The sequence below is a fragment of the Exiguobacterium sp. s48 genome (genome assembly GCF_018617395.1).
Lineage (GTDB): Bacteria > Bacillota > Bacilli > Exiguobacteriales > Exiguobacteriaceae > Exiguobacterium.
Genome location: NZ_JACSKC010000004.1, coordinates 23,616 through 38,219, shown reverse-complemented (window position 1 = coordinate 38,219; position 14,604 = coordinate 23,616). Strand labels below are relative to the sequence as shown.

Sequence of the window (14,604 nt, the reverse complement as noted above, 5' to 3'; positions counted from 1 at the left end):
GAAAACGGGCTGGCGTTTGTTTATGGGATCAAGAGGATCTTCCCTTGGCTCTTCCGACTCTCTAAAAAGGCGTGGGCCGATGCCCCGTCTGACAAGGCGAACGTCGTCGGTGGTGGAATGACGAGTGAACCGTCCTCGATCCAGCTGAACAATTCGTGCGACCGGCGAATCCGTTCCTCTTTTGAGGTGAGGACGTTCCATAAGTCGCCACCCGTCAACGTCTTCGACGTATCCATGAGCATGCGTGGGTCTACTGGTGTTGGGTCACCGCCGGCCATGCCGTAGAAGACGACCGTCCCGCCAATCCGAGTCGCTTCGAAACTATCTTCTAATGTCGAACCGACCGAGTCATAAATGACATCGGCCCCATGACCGTCTGTAGCGTTACGAATCGCTTCGATCCATGCTTCGTCATAGCGATAAGCACGGGCACCATGCGCTTGGACAGTCGCCACTTTTTCGACTGTGGACGTGAGACCGATGACTTGTCCGCCGAGGCGTTGAATCATTTGCGTCAATAGTTGACCGACACCACCAGCGGCTGCGTGTACGACTGCGACATCATCAGGTTGAATCCGGTAGCTGTCATGAACGAGGTAATGGGCCGTCAATCCTTGAAGCATGGTCGATGCGGCCGTTTCGAATGAGATGGCATCTGGAAGAGGAATCGCCTTGTCGAGCGGGACGGCAACAAATTCTGCGTTGGCGTGCGGGACATCGGCAAAGGCGATGCGGTCCCCAACTTGAAGCGATGAGACGTTCGCCCCGACCGCCTCGATGACGCCGGCTCCTTCATATCCGAGAATGTATGGCGGTTCTCCGACAAGATGATAGTTGCCTTTCCGGCGATACACATCGGCATAGTTCAATCCGATTGCTTTTGTGCGGACCAATACTTCATCGACCTGTGGCATCGGTGTCGGGACTTCTTCATATGTTAGGACGTCCGGACCACCGAATTGATGAAAGACGAGTGCCTTCATGCTGATCACTTCCTTCGTTAGATTCATTCAAACTATAGCATATAAATCTTCTAATATTTGTAGCGATGCCCAAGAAAAAGCCTGAGTTCATTGTAGTGAACTCAGGCTTTGTTCGTCTCCATTTGCTTTCCTGCCTGATACCCGGCCACGAGAATGAATAGGGTACCTATGATGTAAGGAATGACGGACTGAAAGGCGAGACCTGCTGCAAATGAGGAAGATGCAAATAGCGTGAACATGACGGTAACTTTTCTTTTCATCCTAACCCAACTTTCCAATCTTTTCCTACATGATAACAGCCCTCCTCATTGCTGAGAAGGGCTGTCGTTTTTGTTTCAGGCTGATGCTTGATCTGAGCCTTCTTGTGCTTTCAATTCTTCACCGTACGAAACGCGGTCTTGAATGCGAACGAATGGAAGGTAAACCGCAACGGCCATAGCAATCGTTGCAATCTGTAAGAGTGCAGCACGCCATCCACCAATCAAGAAACCAGAGATGACTGGAGGGGTCGTCCATGGTACTTGAAGCGCGTTGAACGGCTCGACCCAACCCCAAAGGATGGCAAAGTACACCATGAATGAAGCGATAGCTGGCACGACAACGAATGGGACGAACATGATCGGGTTGAAGACGATCGGCATCCCGAAGATGACCGGCTCATTGATGTTGAAGATACTTGGTGCAAGTGACAACTTCCCAAGCTGCTTCAAGTGTGCCGAACGTGCGACAATCAGTGTCGCGATGATGAAACCGATTGTGATCCCTGATCCACCGAGTTTCGTGAACACATCGAGGAACTGGATTGTAACGATTTTTGCGTTCTCACCAGCGACAAGCGTACCACCTGCATCGATGATTGCTTGGTTTTGAAGCGCGTTCGCTGTGAGAAGTGGTCCCATGATTCCCATAAGGATTGCGGCACCGTGAATCCCACACCACCACATGACAGACATGAGCACCATGATGATAACGGCTCCAGCGAGTGTGTCAGTCAAGTTTTGAAGCGGTGCTTGAAGCACATCATAGATGACTTCTGTGAACGTACGCTCTGCAACCGCTTGGAAAATCGCAAACGTTGCAACGGCGAGCGAGATGATTGCCAAACCAGGAACAAGTGCAGAGAATGAGTTCGATACGCCTGGCGGTACACCGTCTGGCATTTTAATGCTGATCCCGCGTTTGATGAACTGCGAGTAGATGAATCCAACTGTCAATCCGACGATGATGGCAGCGAGGACACCTTGTCCACCTGTCCATACTTTTGGAATGACGCCACCGACGAATTCCCCAGATTCAGACAAGACAGAAGCTTGTGTGATGATGAGGAACGAGATGATTCCAAGGATACCAGCTGGTACGCCTTCAATTTTTTCGTTCTTGACGTACGAGTAAGCGATTCCAAAAACACCGATTAAAGCAAGGATGTCAAACGTCGCGCCGACGACTTGCGTGAGCGGGAGTGACCAGTCTGCTCCGAATAGACCTGACATGAAGTCAGCCCAACCTGGAATCGGTAATGCCAGGATGAGAAGGAACAGCGACCCGATGATGGTCATCGGCATCGTCAGGATGAACCCGTCCTTAATCGCAAGGACGGGCTTGGCGTTCGCAAAGCGAACAAAAGCAGGGGTGAACTTTTCAAATACTCTTTCTAAGCGGCTCATAGGGGAACCTCCTTATAGGTCTTCAGCGCGCGTGGCGATGATCTCTTTATACCAGTGGAACGACTGTTTCTTCTTCCGTGCGAGCCCATTGTTGTGGTCGACGTAGATGAAGCCGTATTGTTTCTTATAACCGTTCAACCAGCTGAGAAGGTCGATTGCAGACCAAGCATAGTAACCGGCAACGTTGATGCCTTGTTGAACAGCGTGTTTGACTGCACGAAGGTGACCTTCGATGTACTCGATTCGTGGCGTGTCCATGATTTCACCGTCGACGATCGGGTCGACATCACCGAGACCGTTCTCTGTGATATAGATTTTGACGTCGCCGTAACGATCTTTTAACATGTGCATCCCATCGAGGAACGCTTCCGGTGAGATTTCCCAATCCCATTTCGTGTACACTTTGTCGTCCATCTTGACTGTCTTGTAGACGCCATCAAACGATGGGTTACCCGGGCGACCTGTCGAGTTCTCACGTCCACCAGCCATGACGAGCGCTGAGTCATTTTTCATGACGCGCTGTGGGCTGTAGTAGTTGAGACCGATAAAGTCGTTCATCGGAGCGGTACGTTTCAAGACGTCGAGCTCTTCCTCCGTCATTTCAGGGAGAAGACCTTGTTCGTTCAGACCGTTCACGACGTACTCTGGGTATTCACCTTTCAAGATTGGATCGTAGAACCAATGTGTCGCATAAGCGTTCGCATGCATTTCAGCAAACTTGTTCTCTTCTGCGTCGTCGATACTGAACGCCGGGTTGAACACGTGTGTGATCCCGATTTCGCCAGTTTGACCGTTTTGTTTAAACAATTCGACTGCACGAGCGTGAGCGACGAAGACGTTATGTGTCGTTTGGAAATAGCCTTTGACGTCGCCCTCGATCCCTGGTGGGTGTGCGCCTGTTAAGTATCCAAGTGAGCAGAAGATGACCGCTTCGTTAAACGTGATCCAATGGTTAACACGGTCACCGAACGATTGGAAGCAAGTATCGGCGAAACGGACGAATGCGTCAACCGTCTCTTTGTTCTTCCAGCCGCCTTTTTCTTCAAGTGCTTGTGGGAGATCCCAATGGTAGAGCGTGACGAATGGGACGATGTCATGTTTCAAACATTCGTCGATCAAGTTGTTGTAGAACTCGAGTCCTTTTTCGTTCACTTCACCCGTACCGTTCGGGAAGATACGCGGCCATGAGATCGAGAAGCGATACGATTCGAGTCCCATCTCTGCCATGAGCGCGATGTCTTCCTTGTAACGATGGTAATGGTCGACTGCGACGTCGCCGTTTGTGTTTTCAAATGTTTTACCAGGAATTTTCGAGAAGACGTCCCAGTTCGAGAGGCCTTTCCCGTCCTCGTTCCACGCGCCTTCGACCTGATAAGAGGCCGAAGCAGCGCCAAACAAGAAATTGTTAGGCATTTTCAAAGTCATCACCTCAGTTTATTTATTTACAAGTTTCAATGAGTGGTCTAATACTTTCGCACCGTTCATCATGCCGTAGTCGACTGTGTTGATGACGTCGATTGGAACACCTTTTGGTTCGCAGATTTGCTTCCCTTTTGAAAGGAGGTACTTCACTTGTGGTCCGAGAAGTGCAACGTCGATGTTGTCGACGTAAGTTTCCATCTCCGATTCTGGGTAAGCAGCGATTTCAGCTTCGATGCCGCGTTCAGAGGCAACCGCTTTCATTTTTTCTACTAACATACTTGTTGACATACCTGCCGCACAGAAGAGTCCGATTTTAATCATTGTTGATCCATTCCTTTCAATTCGTTGATTTCGTTTTGCATGTTCATCATATATCCAAGCATTTCTTTGACGAGAATCGTGTTCATCAAGTGATCTTGCGCGTGCACCATGAGGACACCGACCGTTGCCGATTTACCTTGTGCTTCGAGCGTGACGAATTTTGTTTGAATCGCATGTGCTTCTTTTAATGTCGCGTCACCAGCAACGACTGCTACCTCGGCTTCTTCTTTCTTTCCTTCTTGCATGAGGAGCATCGCTTGATGGTAGCTCGCTTTGGCGTCACCCGAGAGGGCGATGAGACCGAAAATATCTTCCGGTGAGATGTCGATTGTTTCAGAAACCATAATATCTCTCCTTTTTGTATGGATAACTAAAATTCATAGGTACAAATATTTTCTACACGTTGATAGTAGCACGAAAGCGTTTTCGTGTAAACCCTTTCTTTTCGAAAAAATGGCATAAAAAATGCGCACGAGAAAAGCATCTCTCGGGCGCGTTTAGGACTTGATGTTCGAGACTTTGAGCATTTTAACATGTTTAAAATGATGGATGGAACGAGAGACGTCGAAGATTTGTCCATTCGTCAAATAGACTGTATTGTCGACGATTAGTGCAGGGTCATTCTCGTTCAGGTCGAGTAGGTCGGCGGACTCTGAATCTAAAAAGTCTGCGTAAATGACTCGGTCGGCGAATCCAATCGCAAGTTTTTGATCGCTTCGTAAATACGTATAGATCGACTTTTGGACGATGTTCTCATCCAAGTAGATGACGAGCTCTTTTCGGAAGTATGAATCCTCTACCGAGAACGGGTGGTCATCGACGAGACGTAGACGCTTCACGAAGTAGACAGGTGTCCCAATCGGGCACTTCATACGTTCGGCGACCTCATCGTTCGCCACCGTCTGTTCGAAATGTAAGACGCGTGTCTCGACTTTTCGACCGCTGAAGTCACTTGTTAAACCTTGGAGCTTTTCTAAATTGATGTAATCGCTATTGTAATGGTCACGGACGAAGACGCCGCTCCCTTGAACTTGATAGACGTACCCTTTGTTGACGAGGATCTCGATCGCTTTTCGGACCGTATTGCGGCTGACGCCATATTTATTGGCATACTCATCCTCGGTCAATAATTTATTCGTATGTTGGTAGACGTGATTGACGATGTCCGCTTCAATCTGACTCGCAACTTGCTTGTACTTCGGAGACATACAGTTCTACACCTTTCAAAAAAATTTGTGGGAATGAATTTGGTAACAGTATAGCAGATAACCTTTGTAAGCGGATACGTTTCATTTATCAATTGTTGAAAAAAGTCGAACGATTCAATGCTAGAATATTCGGAAAATGTGAAACAATGATGGCATAGAGTACGTATAGAGGATTAATGCACAGGAAAGAAAGGAAGTGCTCTAGTTGACTGAGACACATTGGTATACGGAAGAAACCACATGGCGCAAGTCACACCTTCGGCTAGGCTATACATTATTGGTATTTGTTTTGACGGCCATTATTTTATCCTTTTTCGGACGTTACGTCTGGTTGACGATCCCTTTCGTCTTGATTGGAATGGCCATGATTGGATTAGACGTGAAAAAGTATCGGATGCGTCGTGCGTATATGAAGGACAGAGATGCCGTACGATTACTGAAGTGGAACCTACTTTATGATTTGATCAGTTCAGGTGTGCTCGTCTCCTTGGTTTCGGCTTTGCTCATCTTTCAATATGACAGTTTGACGTTAGCGATCGGATTGCTCGTATGGGGAGCAGTCAGCGATCAGATGTCACGGATGCTTCAAAAGAAGTTAAATGAATGTGTTCCGCTGTTACATCAGTTAGATTTGGAGCGACGAAATCAATGATTGAACGGATGACACAAGAAAAAGTATGGAAACGTTTATTCGACCAATGGATTTTCGGTATATTTGGAACATTCGTAGTACTGATGTTACCAATCAGTTTATTAACAGATGACCTTACGTGGGGCGTGCTCTATATCGCCTGTACGCTCATTCCGCTGAACATCTTATATGTGAAGCGCTATCGAATGCGTCTGAGGTTTCAACCAGAACTGAAAGGGTTGTATCGTCGTCAACTCGTTCGGGACGGGATCAACAGTGCTGCCTTTTTCCTCGCGTTGAATCATCAACTATTGTTCACATCAAACGTGGCGTATATGTGTGTCACGGTATTCATCGGTTGTGCGATGCTATGGACGTTGAACGTGAACAAACAAACGAAGCAACAAGATATGGAGTATATACATTTTGACAAGGAGGCGATATAGGTGGAGCAAGGCGTAAAGTGGATGCGACGAATGCGAGGGTATGCCGTACCCATCTTGATTCTTTATGTCACGGCCATTATTGTCGCTCTCTTATTAGAGAAAATGTGGCTTATCCCTATCATGGCGTCCGTCTCCGTGATCATCGTCGTGACGGGCTATCAAGAGATGCGTATCATGTGGCGAATGACAAAACATCCGAAAGCTCATCGAATGCTTATATTCCAATACGTATTCGAATGGGTGGATGCGATTTTGTTGACGGCTCTTATGGTGACGCTGCTGACAGCAGAAGACTTTGGTCTCATGGTTGGTCTCTTTTTCGGGATATGGGGAGTACTTAGTCCGCTTCGGCAGAAGTGGTTCACAAAGCAACTTAAGCAAATTGATTCGGAATTACCGACGTTTGAAGAAGTGTTGGAAGGAGGAGAGGACATATGGAATTATCACCAAAAGTGAAATCGCAAATCGACACCATTTTAAAAGTAGACCGTTTGACGAAATGGGGTGTCGGCATCATTGGAATCGGACTCGTCGTCAGTTTTTTGATTTACGCCTCATATTGGACACTCTCGGACGGTGTCGTCACGGGAACGTTATATGCGGTGCTCGCCGCAGTCTTGACGGGTATTTTTATCCAATATCGAATGTGGCTACGCTTTGTGACAAATCAGACGGCACGTAACCTCTTATCGTTCAAGATGATGGCACATACGCTCGCTTTGACGGGGGTCGGGATTTACGGACTCTTTTACTTCACGAGTGAAACGACAGGTCCACAATCGTTCCGTGTGTTCCTCCTTTCTCAGCTTACGTTTTTCGGGATTGAATATTTGGCGAAGCGCTTTGACCGCGTCATTCAATCTTATGACGAGAACTATTTGACGGATCAAGATTTAAAAGAAATTCGTGAAGTCCGCGAATACGAGAAGGAGCAACGTCGTGAACAAACGTGATCAGATGAGAGAGCTCGCCAGGGTTGAGTCTGAGAAGAATGGAGTCTTCACTTTTCTGTCGTGGATGATTTGTATTGCGCTGTTTGTTGCGACTGAAAAAGGATGGGTGTCAGCAGGAACTGTTCTTTTAATTGGTCAATTTGCGGGCTTATTTGCGATTAAAAAATCTTGGAAGAAAGAAACGATTCAATTGAAATATTTAACGAATCGAGACGCCAAACGTCACATACACTTGATGTCGATTTTTAATTTTTTGACGTTCCCGATTTTGCTAATCCTCATGTTCGGATGGGTAACGAAACAAATTGAGACACCTTACTTTATCGGATTGATGGTGACTGGAGGTTTCATATCCGTCATCGGACATAAATGGTACGAGCGATATATGGTTCGTCTCGACGAGAACTATGTCACGGAACGAGAGTTAAAAGAAGAACAAAAATGGGGGAGCGCGTGACTCACTCGAGAAAGTAGGAACATGAAGTGAGGATTGCGACATATAACATCTGGAACCATGACACGTCATGGCAAGAGCGAATCGAAGCGATTTGCCAAGAAATGAATCGAATCGACGCGGACGTGATTGCACTACAAGAAGTCCGTTCTTACGAAGAAGGTAGTGTGGCTCATGACATTTCGGAAGCGACGGGTTATCCGTTCTGCGTCTTTCATCCTTATCCTGATTCACCGGACGAAGGACTCGCTTTTTTGAGTAAATTTCCTTTGTCATCAGTTGAAGCGATTTGGGAAGAGGATGTGGAAGAGTCAAACTTTTGTGCGACCCGAGTGACGTTTACGCTCGGTGGTCAGGAATGGGGACTCACGAACGTACATCTGAATTGGCGTTCCGTGTCGATTCGAGAACGTCAGATGGCAGCGGTGCGAGGTTGGTTACACAAAGGACGCCAAAAATCGGTCGAGGTGTTATGTGGAGATTTCAATGACAATCCTCAATCCTCTATCTATCAAGATTTATCGGATGGGGGATGGTCGGACGTGATTATGTTTGTTGGCGAAGAGGCACGCCCGACGTTAGACGTAAAGCACAATCCATACTTGCAATCTTCTCATCTCGAGCAACCTGAACGATATGATTGGATTCTGTTTCGTTCGGAATGTAGTGAACTCGAGGTTCAGCATATCGATGTATTCGGCGACATGCGGACGAGTAGGGATGTTGTACCGAGTGATCACTACGGTGTGCTGGTCGACTTTACCGTGAATTAACAAAGAGGATGTGCGATTGCGCATCCTCCTTTTATTTGAATAATCGAGCGATGAACCCCACACATGCCGCAAAAGGAAGAAGGAGAAGAAGTCCAAGCCATTGATCGCGCCAAACGACAAACCAGAAAGCGGCTTGCACACAAAGAATGCCGACTGCGGCAAAAATCACAAATAACAATGCTTTCTTACGGGTGGAGTGGTCTTCCCACCACTCTTTGAAGTAAGGAAAACTACAGAAAAATGCCATCGCCATGAAGAAGATCGCAGGAAACAACATGACGTCCCCTAACGTGTCATTCCCTTCAAATTCGAGCCACCTGGATAAGACGGATAATAGGATGCCGATCAATAGGAAGATACCACCCATGTGTGTCCCCTCATTTCTTTACTCGTTACTTGTATCATGCCCGTTCTCTCCCTACTCGAAAACCTGATACATTGATGGCTTTTTAGTGAAAGTGGTGACTTTTACATGAACGGTAAAAAAGTATTGAATGACGATTTTTACGATTTCTCTATCCAACACGTCTTGTACTCGATAGCATGAAAGCGTATCTGGAGAAACGGCTAGATGTGAAGTGAAAGCGCCAGAACTCTGCGGAGTTGACGAGGACGAAGGTGATCGAGATTTCGGCGGATGCCTTCCAGTCGCGTGTCACGACTGAGAGAGTCTTGATAAAACGTTCGGGTGACCGGGCGGACAAAACGAGACTTGATGACATCACTCAAAAAAGCCCGTTTCCTTTTTCGAGAAATCGAAGCAAAGAGGAGAGTTTTGTATGTGTGGAATCGTAGGGATGATCGGACAAGTGGGAACGAAAGAGATTTTATTGAAAGGGCTTGAAAAGCTCGAGTATCGTGGCTATGATTCAGCAGGAATTGCATTAGTCGGTGAGGACGTTCGTACGTTCAAAGAAGTAGGACGAATTCAAGCACTCCGTGACATCGTACCGGCGGACGCTGAAGGGACAATCGGAATCGGCCACACACGTTGGGCGACACACGGGGTACCGAGCGTACCGAACGCCCACCCGCATCAGAGTACGACAGGACGCTTCACGCTCGTGCATAACGGCGTGATCGAGAACGATGAGCAATTAAAAGCCACGCTCGACGCTCCGTTCCTTTCGGAGACGGACACGGAAGTCATCGTCCAGCTCATGGAGAAGCACTTCGTCGAACTCGGCGATGTCGAGGCGGCGTTCCGCAAGACGCTTTCGGACCTCCACGGTTCGTACGCGATCGCGATGATCGACTCAGAGGACAAAGAGCGCCTCTATATCGGGAAGAACAAGTCACCGCTCCTCGTCGGACTCGGTGACGGCACGTTCAACGTCGTCGCATCAGACGCGATGGCGATGCTCCAGGTGACGGACCAGTACCTCGAGCTCCACGACGGTGAGATCGTCATCCTCACACGTGAGTCAGCGACGATCAAGACGCTCGACGGTGAAGTGCTCGAACGCGCACCATACACGGCCGAAATCGACGCATCAGACATCGAGAAGGGCACGTACGCGCACTATATGTTGAAGGAGATGGACGAGCAACCGGCCGTCATCCGCAACATCATCCAGCATTACCAGAACGAGAACGGCGACATCGAACTCACAGAAGGCGTGCGCGAGCTCGTTTCGGAAGCGGACCGGATTTATATCGTTGCATGTGGGACGAGCTATAACGCCGGACTCGTCGGAAAAGATATTTTGGAGCGCATCGCCGGCATTCCGACAGAAGTGCACGTTTCTTCTGAATTTGGCTACAACATGCCACTCTTAAGTGAACGCCCATTGTTCGTCTTCTTATCACAATCCGGCGAGACAGCGGACAGCCGTGCTGTCCTCGTCGAAGTGAAGAAACGCGGATACAAAGCACTTACCATGACGAACGTACCGGGATCGACATTGTCGCGTGAAGCGAACGAAACGATGCTCCTCCACGCCGGACCGGAGATTGCCGTCGCCTCGACGAAAGCGTACACGGCACAGATCGCAGTCCTTGCGATTCTTGCGTATGACATCGCCCGTACGATCGGGAAAGAGTTGCCGTTCAATCTAATGCCGGAACTCGCTCGTGTTGCGACGATCATGGATTCGATCATGGCACAAAAAGAACTGTTTGAGGATCTCGCGGAACGTTATTTGAAGACGACACCAAACACGTTCTTCATCGGTCGTGGGCTTGACGCTTCTGTTTGTCTCGAAGGAGCGCTCAAAGTAAAAGAGATTTCGTATATCCAAGCGGAAGGGTACCCAGGTGGGGAACTGAAGCATGGGTCGATTGCCTTGATTGAAGACGGGACACCGGTCATCGCGCTCATCTCGCAACCGAAGACGAACTTGAATATTCGCGGGAATGTCAAAGAGGTCGTGGCCCGTGGCGCGAACGCCTGTATCATCTCCATGCAAGGCGTCGAACATGAGAACGATGACTTCATCTTGCCGCATGTCGAGCCACTCTTGGCACCGCTCATCAACGTCTTACCGGTTCAGTTGATGGCATATTATGCGGCGCTCGCTCGTGGATGTGACGTCGATAAGCCACGTAACTTGGCGAAATCGGTGACGGTGGAATAAACGGATAAAAGATTGAGTTAATAAAAAACTGCGCTTTGTTTGTTGGACATTTTCAACATACAGAGTGCAGTTTTTTAACTGGTTCCTTCGGATTGTTTTAAAATAAAGGATTGAATCATTGTATCGAATCGATAGTGTTCAAGTAAGGATTGGTTCTTTTTTGAAAGATTTAATCCGTACTCTGGTTTACTCTTTTGTCCGGGTTTGTCATAGTCCCGATCAACAAATAATTCATTGGGGGCTAACCAAGCGCTGTTGGGGATTAGATAAAGTTCAGGATGTGCGGCTTGATTGAATAGCAGAAGTATCAAATAAAGATTTGGAGTCGTGAGATCGAATTTACTTTTTTGCATAAAAACATATCCTGAATTACGAATTGCTTTTACTTGAATCTCACAAAAGCGATTATTAGAATCTTTGATGACAAAATCAACCCCGTGATCGTCTACCTCTGATGTATAGACGTCACATCCGTAAGATGCGAATTCCATTTTTGCATAGTATTCTGCATATCTTCCAAGCTGTAAGTGGTTTAAATGTTCCCAATTGAAGTTAGGCAATTCTGTCCATCCCTCTCTGTAAATACAAGATGTAATAAATTATAATACAATTCATTACAAGAATAGATGTTTTAATCTAAAAGTATATCTTTAATGAACTGTCGATTAAACCATAGATGAATACTTTCACGAAGACTTTAGCTCCTTATAAAGGAGTGAGTCTAGTGACGTAGACATAACCTTTTTACTCCTTGCCGATATCTTTGCCAACAAGCAAAATAGTAGGAGAAGTAAGCGGTTCCAACTTATGATTAGATAAAGATAAGCGACGAAAGAAGGGCTGACATGAACGTATACATTGCTTGCCATAGCGGGTTTGTGACAAGTGCAATGGCAGCGAAGTTGTTCGCACAGGCAAGCGAGGGGCGCTTGTCATGTACGATTACGCACGGAACGATTCAAAACATCCCAAACGAGGTGGATTTGATTCTCTATCAGGAAGGGGCGACCTCGGTCACCCATCCAACCGCACGTGTCCGGTCAGTCCGACAACTCCTGTCGCTCGAGGAATACCGACTACTTGTCGAAGAATGGATGGATGAGCATGAGACATGAGTGGAGCGCACGAGAGCGTTCGATTTTACTACACTTATTGGCAACCGAGACATCGACACCGCTCGCCGAAATCGCGCAGGCGGTGAATTTGTCTGAGCGAACGATTCAACGGGAACGACAATTACTTGAAGGCATCTTAAAAGAGTTCGAGCTCGAGCTCGCTTGGCAACGTGGGCATGGACTGAGCCTGGTTGGCAAACCGTCTGCGAAGCAGCAATTACGAGAAGACCTCATTTTATCCGCAGAAGCGATCCCGACGAGTGAGGACCGCTTATTTGAGCTCGCGTGGCGTCTCTTATTTGAGAACGATACGCTCAAATTACAGGCGGTCGCCAAACAGATGCACGTCTCGCCGAGCACGTTGACACAAGACTTGGAGAAGTTAGATCGATGGTTTGAAGAGTATCACTTAGAAGTTGAGCGAAAAAAAGGAGTCGGAGCTAGAGTGCTCGGCTATGAGTCCGAGAAGCGTAAGTTACTCATCAACGCGCTGCTTGCCCATTGGGACACGCTCGCATTCTATCGCTTCGTCCGTGGGGAAGATGACTATATTCCAGCCTTTTTGAAGACTGTACCATGTGAAGAAATGCTAGAAGGGCTTCGAGACGGCTATGATTATTTAAAATCGCACTCGTTTGAGCGGATGGATGACCGCACCATCATGCGGGTCACGTTCGCTTACGGGGTGCAACAAGAACGGTTAGCGGCCGGATTCTTTTTAGAAATGTATACAAAAGGACGGTCCGAGGACTATTTGAAAGTCGCCACAGATATGGAAAAGGCACTCGGTATCACTTACTCGATGGCGGAACGAGTCTGGTTCGCTGAGGAAGCGAACCGTCTGCGCTCGATTAAAGATCAGATGAAAGAAGACGAGGAAGAACGCTGGATCATGCAGATTCGCGTGCATAAATTGATTCATCACGTCTCCCTCATCTATGGGTTTACGTTTACGGATGACGCGGCTCTCGAACGAGGACTGCTCGCACACATTCTCTCGAGTATGAATACGCAGGCGCTTCCGGAAACAAGTACGGTCAAGCCGCATATCGACCGCGACTACCCGGGACTTCGTTCGGCCATTCAACAGGCCGCCGACATCGTCTTTGGGACGAGTACGTTCTCTGAGGAAGAGACAGTCTTTTGGGCGATGCACTTCGCGGCAGCACTCGTCAAACCGGTACGGCGCCGTGAGTATCGGGCGCTCGTCGTTTGTTCGGCCGGACTCGGTTCGTCGAAGATGCTTGTCAACCGCGTACGTCAAGAATTCCCAGAGATGCAAGATGTCATCAACTCATCCCTTTTTGGACTCGAACAACATCGACTAGAAGAATATGATGTCATCTTGTCGACCGTACCATTACCACCCCTCTCGGTGCCGACGTTAATCGTCAATCCGCTCTTGACGAGTGAAGAAGTGCAACGCGTCCGCCATCTCTTGTTGTCATTACCGCAATCATTCCAAACGCTCGCAACGAAGCCTCGTTCAACGATGCTTGATTTTGCCGAACTTGGGGAACTCGTGGAGACGTTTGAACGTATGGATGAACAGTTTGATTTGGTCACACTTAACAATACGGACCGTTTAGAAGATATCTTGCTTGATATCGGTACACATTTAGAAGAACGTGATCTCGTACAAAGCGGGATTCAGCTCTCTGCCCAACTGCTTCGTCGTCACGAAGTCGCGGGTCTTGGGGTGCCGGGTACGAAACTGGCATTGTTCCACGGACGACATGCCTCGATTGAGAAGGCGAGTGTGTTCGCGTTTGATTTAACGACATCGATTCCGCTCCTTATGATGGATCAGTCGACCGAACCCGTAACACGTCTTCTTGTGCTTCTGGCACCGGAAGAGGCACGGGATGTCGAGCTTCAGTTCTTGAGTGCGATCAGTGGATCACTCATTGAGAGTGAGGAGCATATGCGTCTATACAGCACGGGAACAAAAGAAGACCTTCGTCTACTGCTTCACGAATGCATGAAGAAAATGATTCACGAGACGTTGTACGAAAAATGACCGAACCATGGTCATTTTTTTATTTGGCACAAAATGTT

General features: G+C 47.8%; 18 protein-coding genes. 9 read left to right on the top strand and 9 right to left on the bottom strand.

All coding sequences use genetic code 11. The features are described 5' to 3' along the window. Positions 1–20: 20 nt before the first annotated feature. From KNO66_RS13305 to KNO66_RS13275, 7 genes are all read right to left on the bottom strand, one after another. A complete protein-coding gene (locus KNO66_RS13305) occupies positions 21–983 on the bottom strand; it encodes a quinone oxidoreductase family protein (protein WP_214743010.1) in 963 nt (320 codons plus the stop codon). A gap of 101 nt (positions 984–1,084) precedes the next feature. Further along, a complete protein-coding gene (locus KNO66_RS13300) occupies positions 1,085–1,243 on the bottom strand; it encodes a hypothetical protein (RefSeq protein ID WP_214742930.1) in 159 nt (52 codons plus the stop codon). 75 nt (positions 1,244–1,318) lie between these two features. Then, a complete protein-coding gene (locus KNO66_RS13295; RefSeq protein WP_214742929.1) occupies positions 1,319–2,647 on the bottom strand; it encodes a PTS sugar transporter subunit IIC in 1,329 nt (442 codons plus the stop codon). Positions 2,648–2,659: 12 nt separating this feature from the next. Next, positions 2,660–4,066, bottom strand: coding sequence for a GH1 family beta-glucosidase (locus KNO66_RS13290; RefSeq protein ID WP_214742928.1), 1,407 nt, complete (start codon positions 4,064–4,066; stop codon positions 2,660–2,662). A gap of 15 nt (positions 4,067–4,081) precedes the next feature. Further along, positions 4,082–4,390 carry a PTS sugar transporter subunit IIB gene (locus tag KNO66_RS13285; protein WP_015880671.1) on the bottom strand — a complete coding sequence of 103 codons (309 nt, stop codon included), beginning with the start codon at positions 4,388–4,390 and terminating at the stop codon, positions 4,082–4,084. Then, positions 4,387–4,734 (bottom strand): PTS lactose/cellobiose transporter subunit IIA, encoded by a 348-nt coding sequence (locus KNO66_RS13280; protein ID WP_214742927.1) that lies wholly within the window; start codon positions 4,732–4,734, stop codon positions 4,387–4,389. The genes KNO66_RS13285 and KNO66_RS13280 overlap by 4 nt, the downstream gene beginning before the upstream one ends. A 153-nt stretch (positions 4,735–4,887) precedes the next feature. Next, entirely contained in the window at positions 4,888–5,598 is a 711-nt protein-coding gene (locus tag KNO66_RS13275; RefSeq protein WP_015880673.1) for a GntR family transcriptional regulator, read from the bottom strand. A gap of 205 nt (positions 5,599–5,803) precedes the next feature. Between KNO66_RS13275 and KNO66_RS13270 the strand changes: the two genes are divergently transcribed. The 6 genes from KNO66_RS13270 (at position 5,804) to KNO66_RS13245 (ending at position 8,855) form a co-directional block, all read left to right on the top strand. Continuing rightward, positions 5,804–6,250: a hypothetical protein gene (locus KNO66_RS13270; protein WP_214742926.1), complete on the top strand. Its 447-nt coding sequence runs from the start codon at positions 5,804–5,806 to the stop codon at positions 6,248–6,250. Further along, a complete protein-coding gene (locus KNO66_RS13265; RefSeq protein WP_214742925.1) occupies positions 6,247–6,675 on the top strand; it encodes a hypothetical protein in 429 nt (142 codons plus the stop codon). Before KNO66_RS13270 ends, KNO66_RS13265 begins: the two co-directional genes overlap by 4 nt. Beyond that, on the top strand, positions 6,676–7,131 hold the full coding sequence (locus tag KNO66_RS13260; RefSeq protein WP_214742924.1) for a hypothetical protein: 456 nt from the start codon (positions 6,676–6,678) through the stop codon (positions 7,129–7,131). Next, positions 7,110–7,628, top strand: coding sequence for a hypothetical protein (locus KNO66_RS13255; RefSeq protein WP_214742923.1), 519 nt, complete (start codon positions 7,110–7,112; stop codon positions 7,626–7,628). Before KNO66_RS13260 ends, KNO66_RS13255 begins: the two co-directional genes overlap by 22 nt. A 64-nt stretch (positions 7,629–7,692) precedes the next feature. Then, positions 7,693–8,085: a hypothetical protein gene (locus tag KNO66_RS13250; RefSeq protein ID WP_214742922.1), complete on the top strand. Its 393-nt coding sequence runs from the start codon at positions 7,693–7,695 to the stop codon at positions 8,083–8,085. A gap of 26 nt (positions 8,086–8,111) precedes the next feature. Beyond that, a complete protein-coding gene (locus KNO66_RS13245; protein ID WP_214742921.1) occupies positions 8,112–8,855 on the top strand; it encodes an endonuclease/exonuclease/phosphatase family protein in 744 nt (247 codons plus the stop codon). Between the two features lie 31 nt (positions 8,856–8,886). Here KNO66_RS13245 and KNO66_RS13240 read toward each other — a convergent pair whose 3' ends face one another. Beyond that, entirely contained in the window at positions 8,887–9,222 is a 336-nt protein-coding gene (locus KNO66_RS13240; protein WP_214742920.1) for a hypothetical protein, read from the bottom strand. Between the two features lie 412 nt (positions 9,223–9,634). Here KNO66_RS13240 and glmS point away from each other — a divergent pair, with 412 nt between their 5' ends. Beyond that, positions 9,635–11,431 (top strand): glutamine--fructose-6-phosphate transaminase (isomerizing), encoded by a 1,797-nt coding sequence (gene glmS / locus KNO66_RS13235; protein ID WP_214742919.1) that lies wholly within the window; start codon positions 9,635–9,637, stop codon positions 11,429–11,431. 74 nt (positions 11,432–11,505) lie between these two features. Here glmS and KNO66_RS13230 read toward each other — a convergent pair whose 3' ends face one another. Beyond that, complete coding sequence (locus tag KNO66_RS13230) at positions 11,506–11,991, bottom strand: DUF4365 domain-containing protein (protein WP_214742918.1); 486 nt, start codon at positions 11,989–11,991, stop codon at positions 11,506–11,508. Positions 11,992–12,276: 285 nt separating this feature from the next. On the opposite strand from KNO66_RS13230, the gene KNO66_RS13225 reads away from it, so the two are divergent. Together KNO66_RS13225 and KNO66_RS13220 are read left to right on the top strand one after the other, a co-directional pair. After that, positions 12,277–12,546 (top strand): PTS sugar transporter subunit IIB, encoded by a 270-nt coding sequence (locus KNO66_RS13225; protein ID WP_214742917.1) that lies wholly within the window; start codon positions 12,277–12,279, stop codon positions 12,544–12,546. Then, positions 12,536–14,566, top strand: a complete 2,031-nt coding sequence (locus KNO66_RS13220) for a BglG family transcription antiterminator (RefSeq protein WP_214742916.1) — start codon at positions 12,536–12,538, stop codon at positions 14,564–14,566. Before KNO66_RS13225 ends, KNO66_RS13220 begins: the two co-directional genes overlap by 11 nt. Positions 14,567–14,604: the final 38 nt, after the last annotated feature.

Coding starts and splice junctions, on each gene's coding strand:
- KNO66_RS13305 (WP_214743010.1), bottom strand. CDS start 983: ATGAAGGCACTCGTCTTTCATCAATTCGGTGGTCCGGACGTCCTAACA.
- KNO66_RS13300 (WP_214742930.1), bottom strand. CDS start 1,243: ATGAAAAGAAAAGTTACCGTCATGTTCACGCTATTTGCATCTTCCTCA.
- KNO66_RS13295 (WP_214742929.1), bottom strand. CDS start 2,647: ATGAGCCGCTTAGAAAGAGTATTTGAAAAGTTCACCCCTGCTTTTGTT.
- KNO66_RS13285 (WP_015880671.1), bottom strand. CDS start 4,390: ATGATTAAAATCGGACTCTTCTGTGCGGCAGGTATGTCAACAAGTATG.
- KNO66_RS13280 (WP_214742927.1), bottom strand. CDS start 4,734: ATGGTTTCTGAAACAATCGACATCTCACCGGAAGATATTTTCGGTCTC.
- KNO66_RS13275 (WP_015880673.1), bottom strand. CDS start 5,598: ATGTCTCCGAAGTACAAGCAAGTTGCGAGTCAGATTGAAGCGGACATC.
- KNO66_RS13265 (WP_214742925.1), top strand. CDS start 6,247: ATGATTGAACGGATGACACAAGAAAAAGTATGGAAACGTTTATTCGAC.
- KNO66_RS13255 (WP_214742923.1), top strand. CDS start 7,110: ATGGAATTATCACCAAAAGTGAAATCGCAAATCGACACCATTTTAAAA.
- KNO66_RS13250 (WP_214742922.1), top strand. CDS start 7,693: ATGATTTGTATTGCGCTGTTTGTTGCGACTGAAAAAGGATGGGTGTCA.
- KNO66_RS13240 (WP_214742920.1), bottom strand. CDS start 9,222: ATGGGTGGTATCTTCCTATTGATCGGCATCCTATTATCCGTCTTATCC.
- glmS (WP_214742919.1), top strand. CDS start 9,635: ATGTGTGGAATCGTAGGGATGATCGGACAAGTGGGAACGAAAGAGATT.
- KNO66_RS13225 (WP_214742917.1), top strand. CDS start 12,277: ATGAACGTATACATTGCTTGCCATAGCGGGTTTGTGACAAGTGCAATG.
- KNO66_RS13220 (WP_214742916.1), top strand. CDS start 12,536: ATGAGACATGAGTGGAGCGCACGAGAGCGTTCGATTTTACTACACTTA.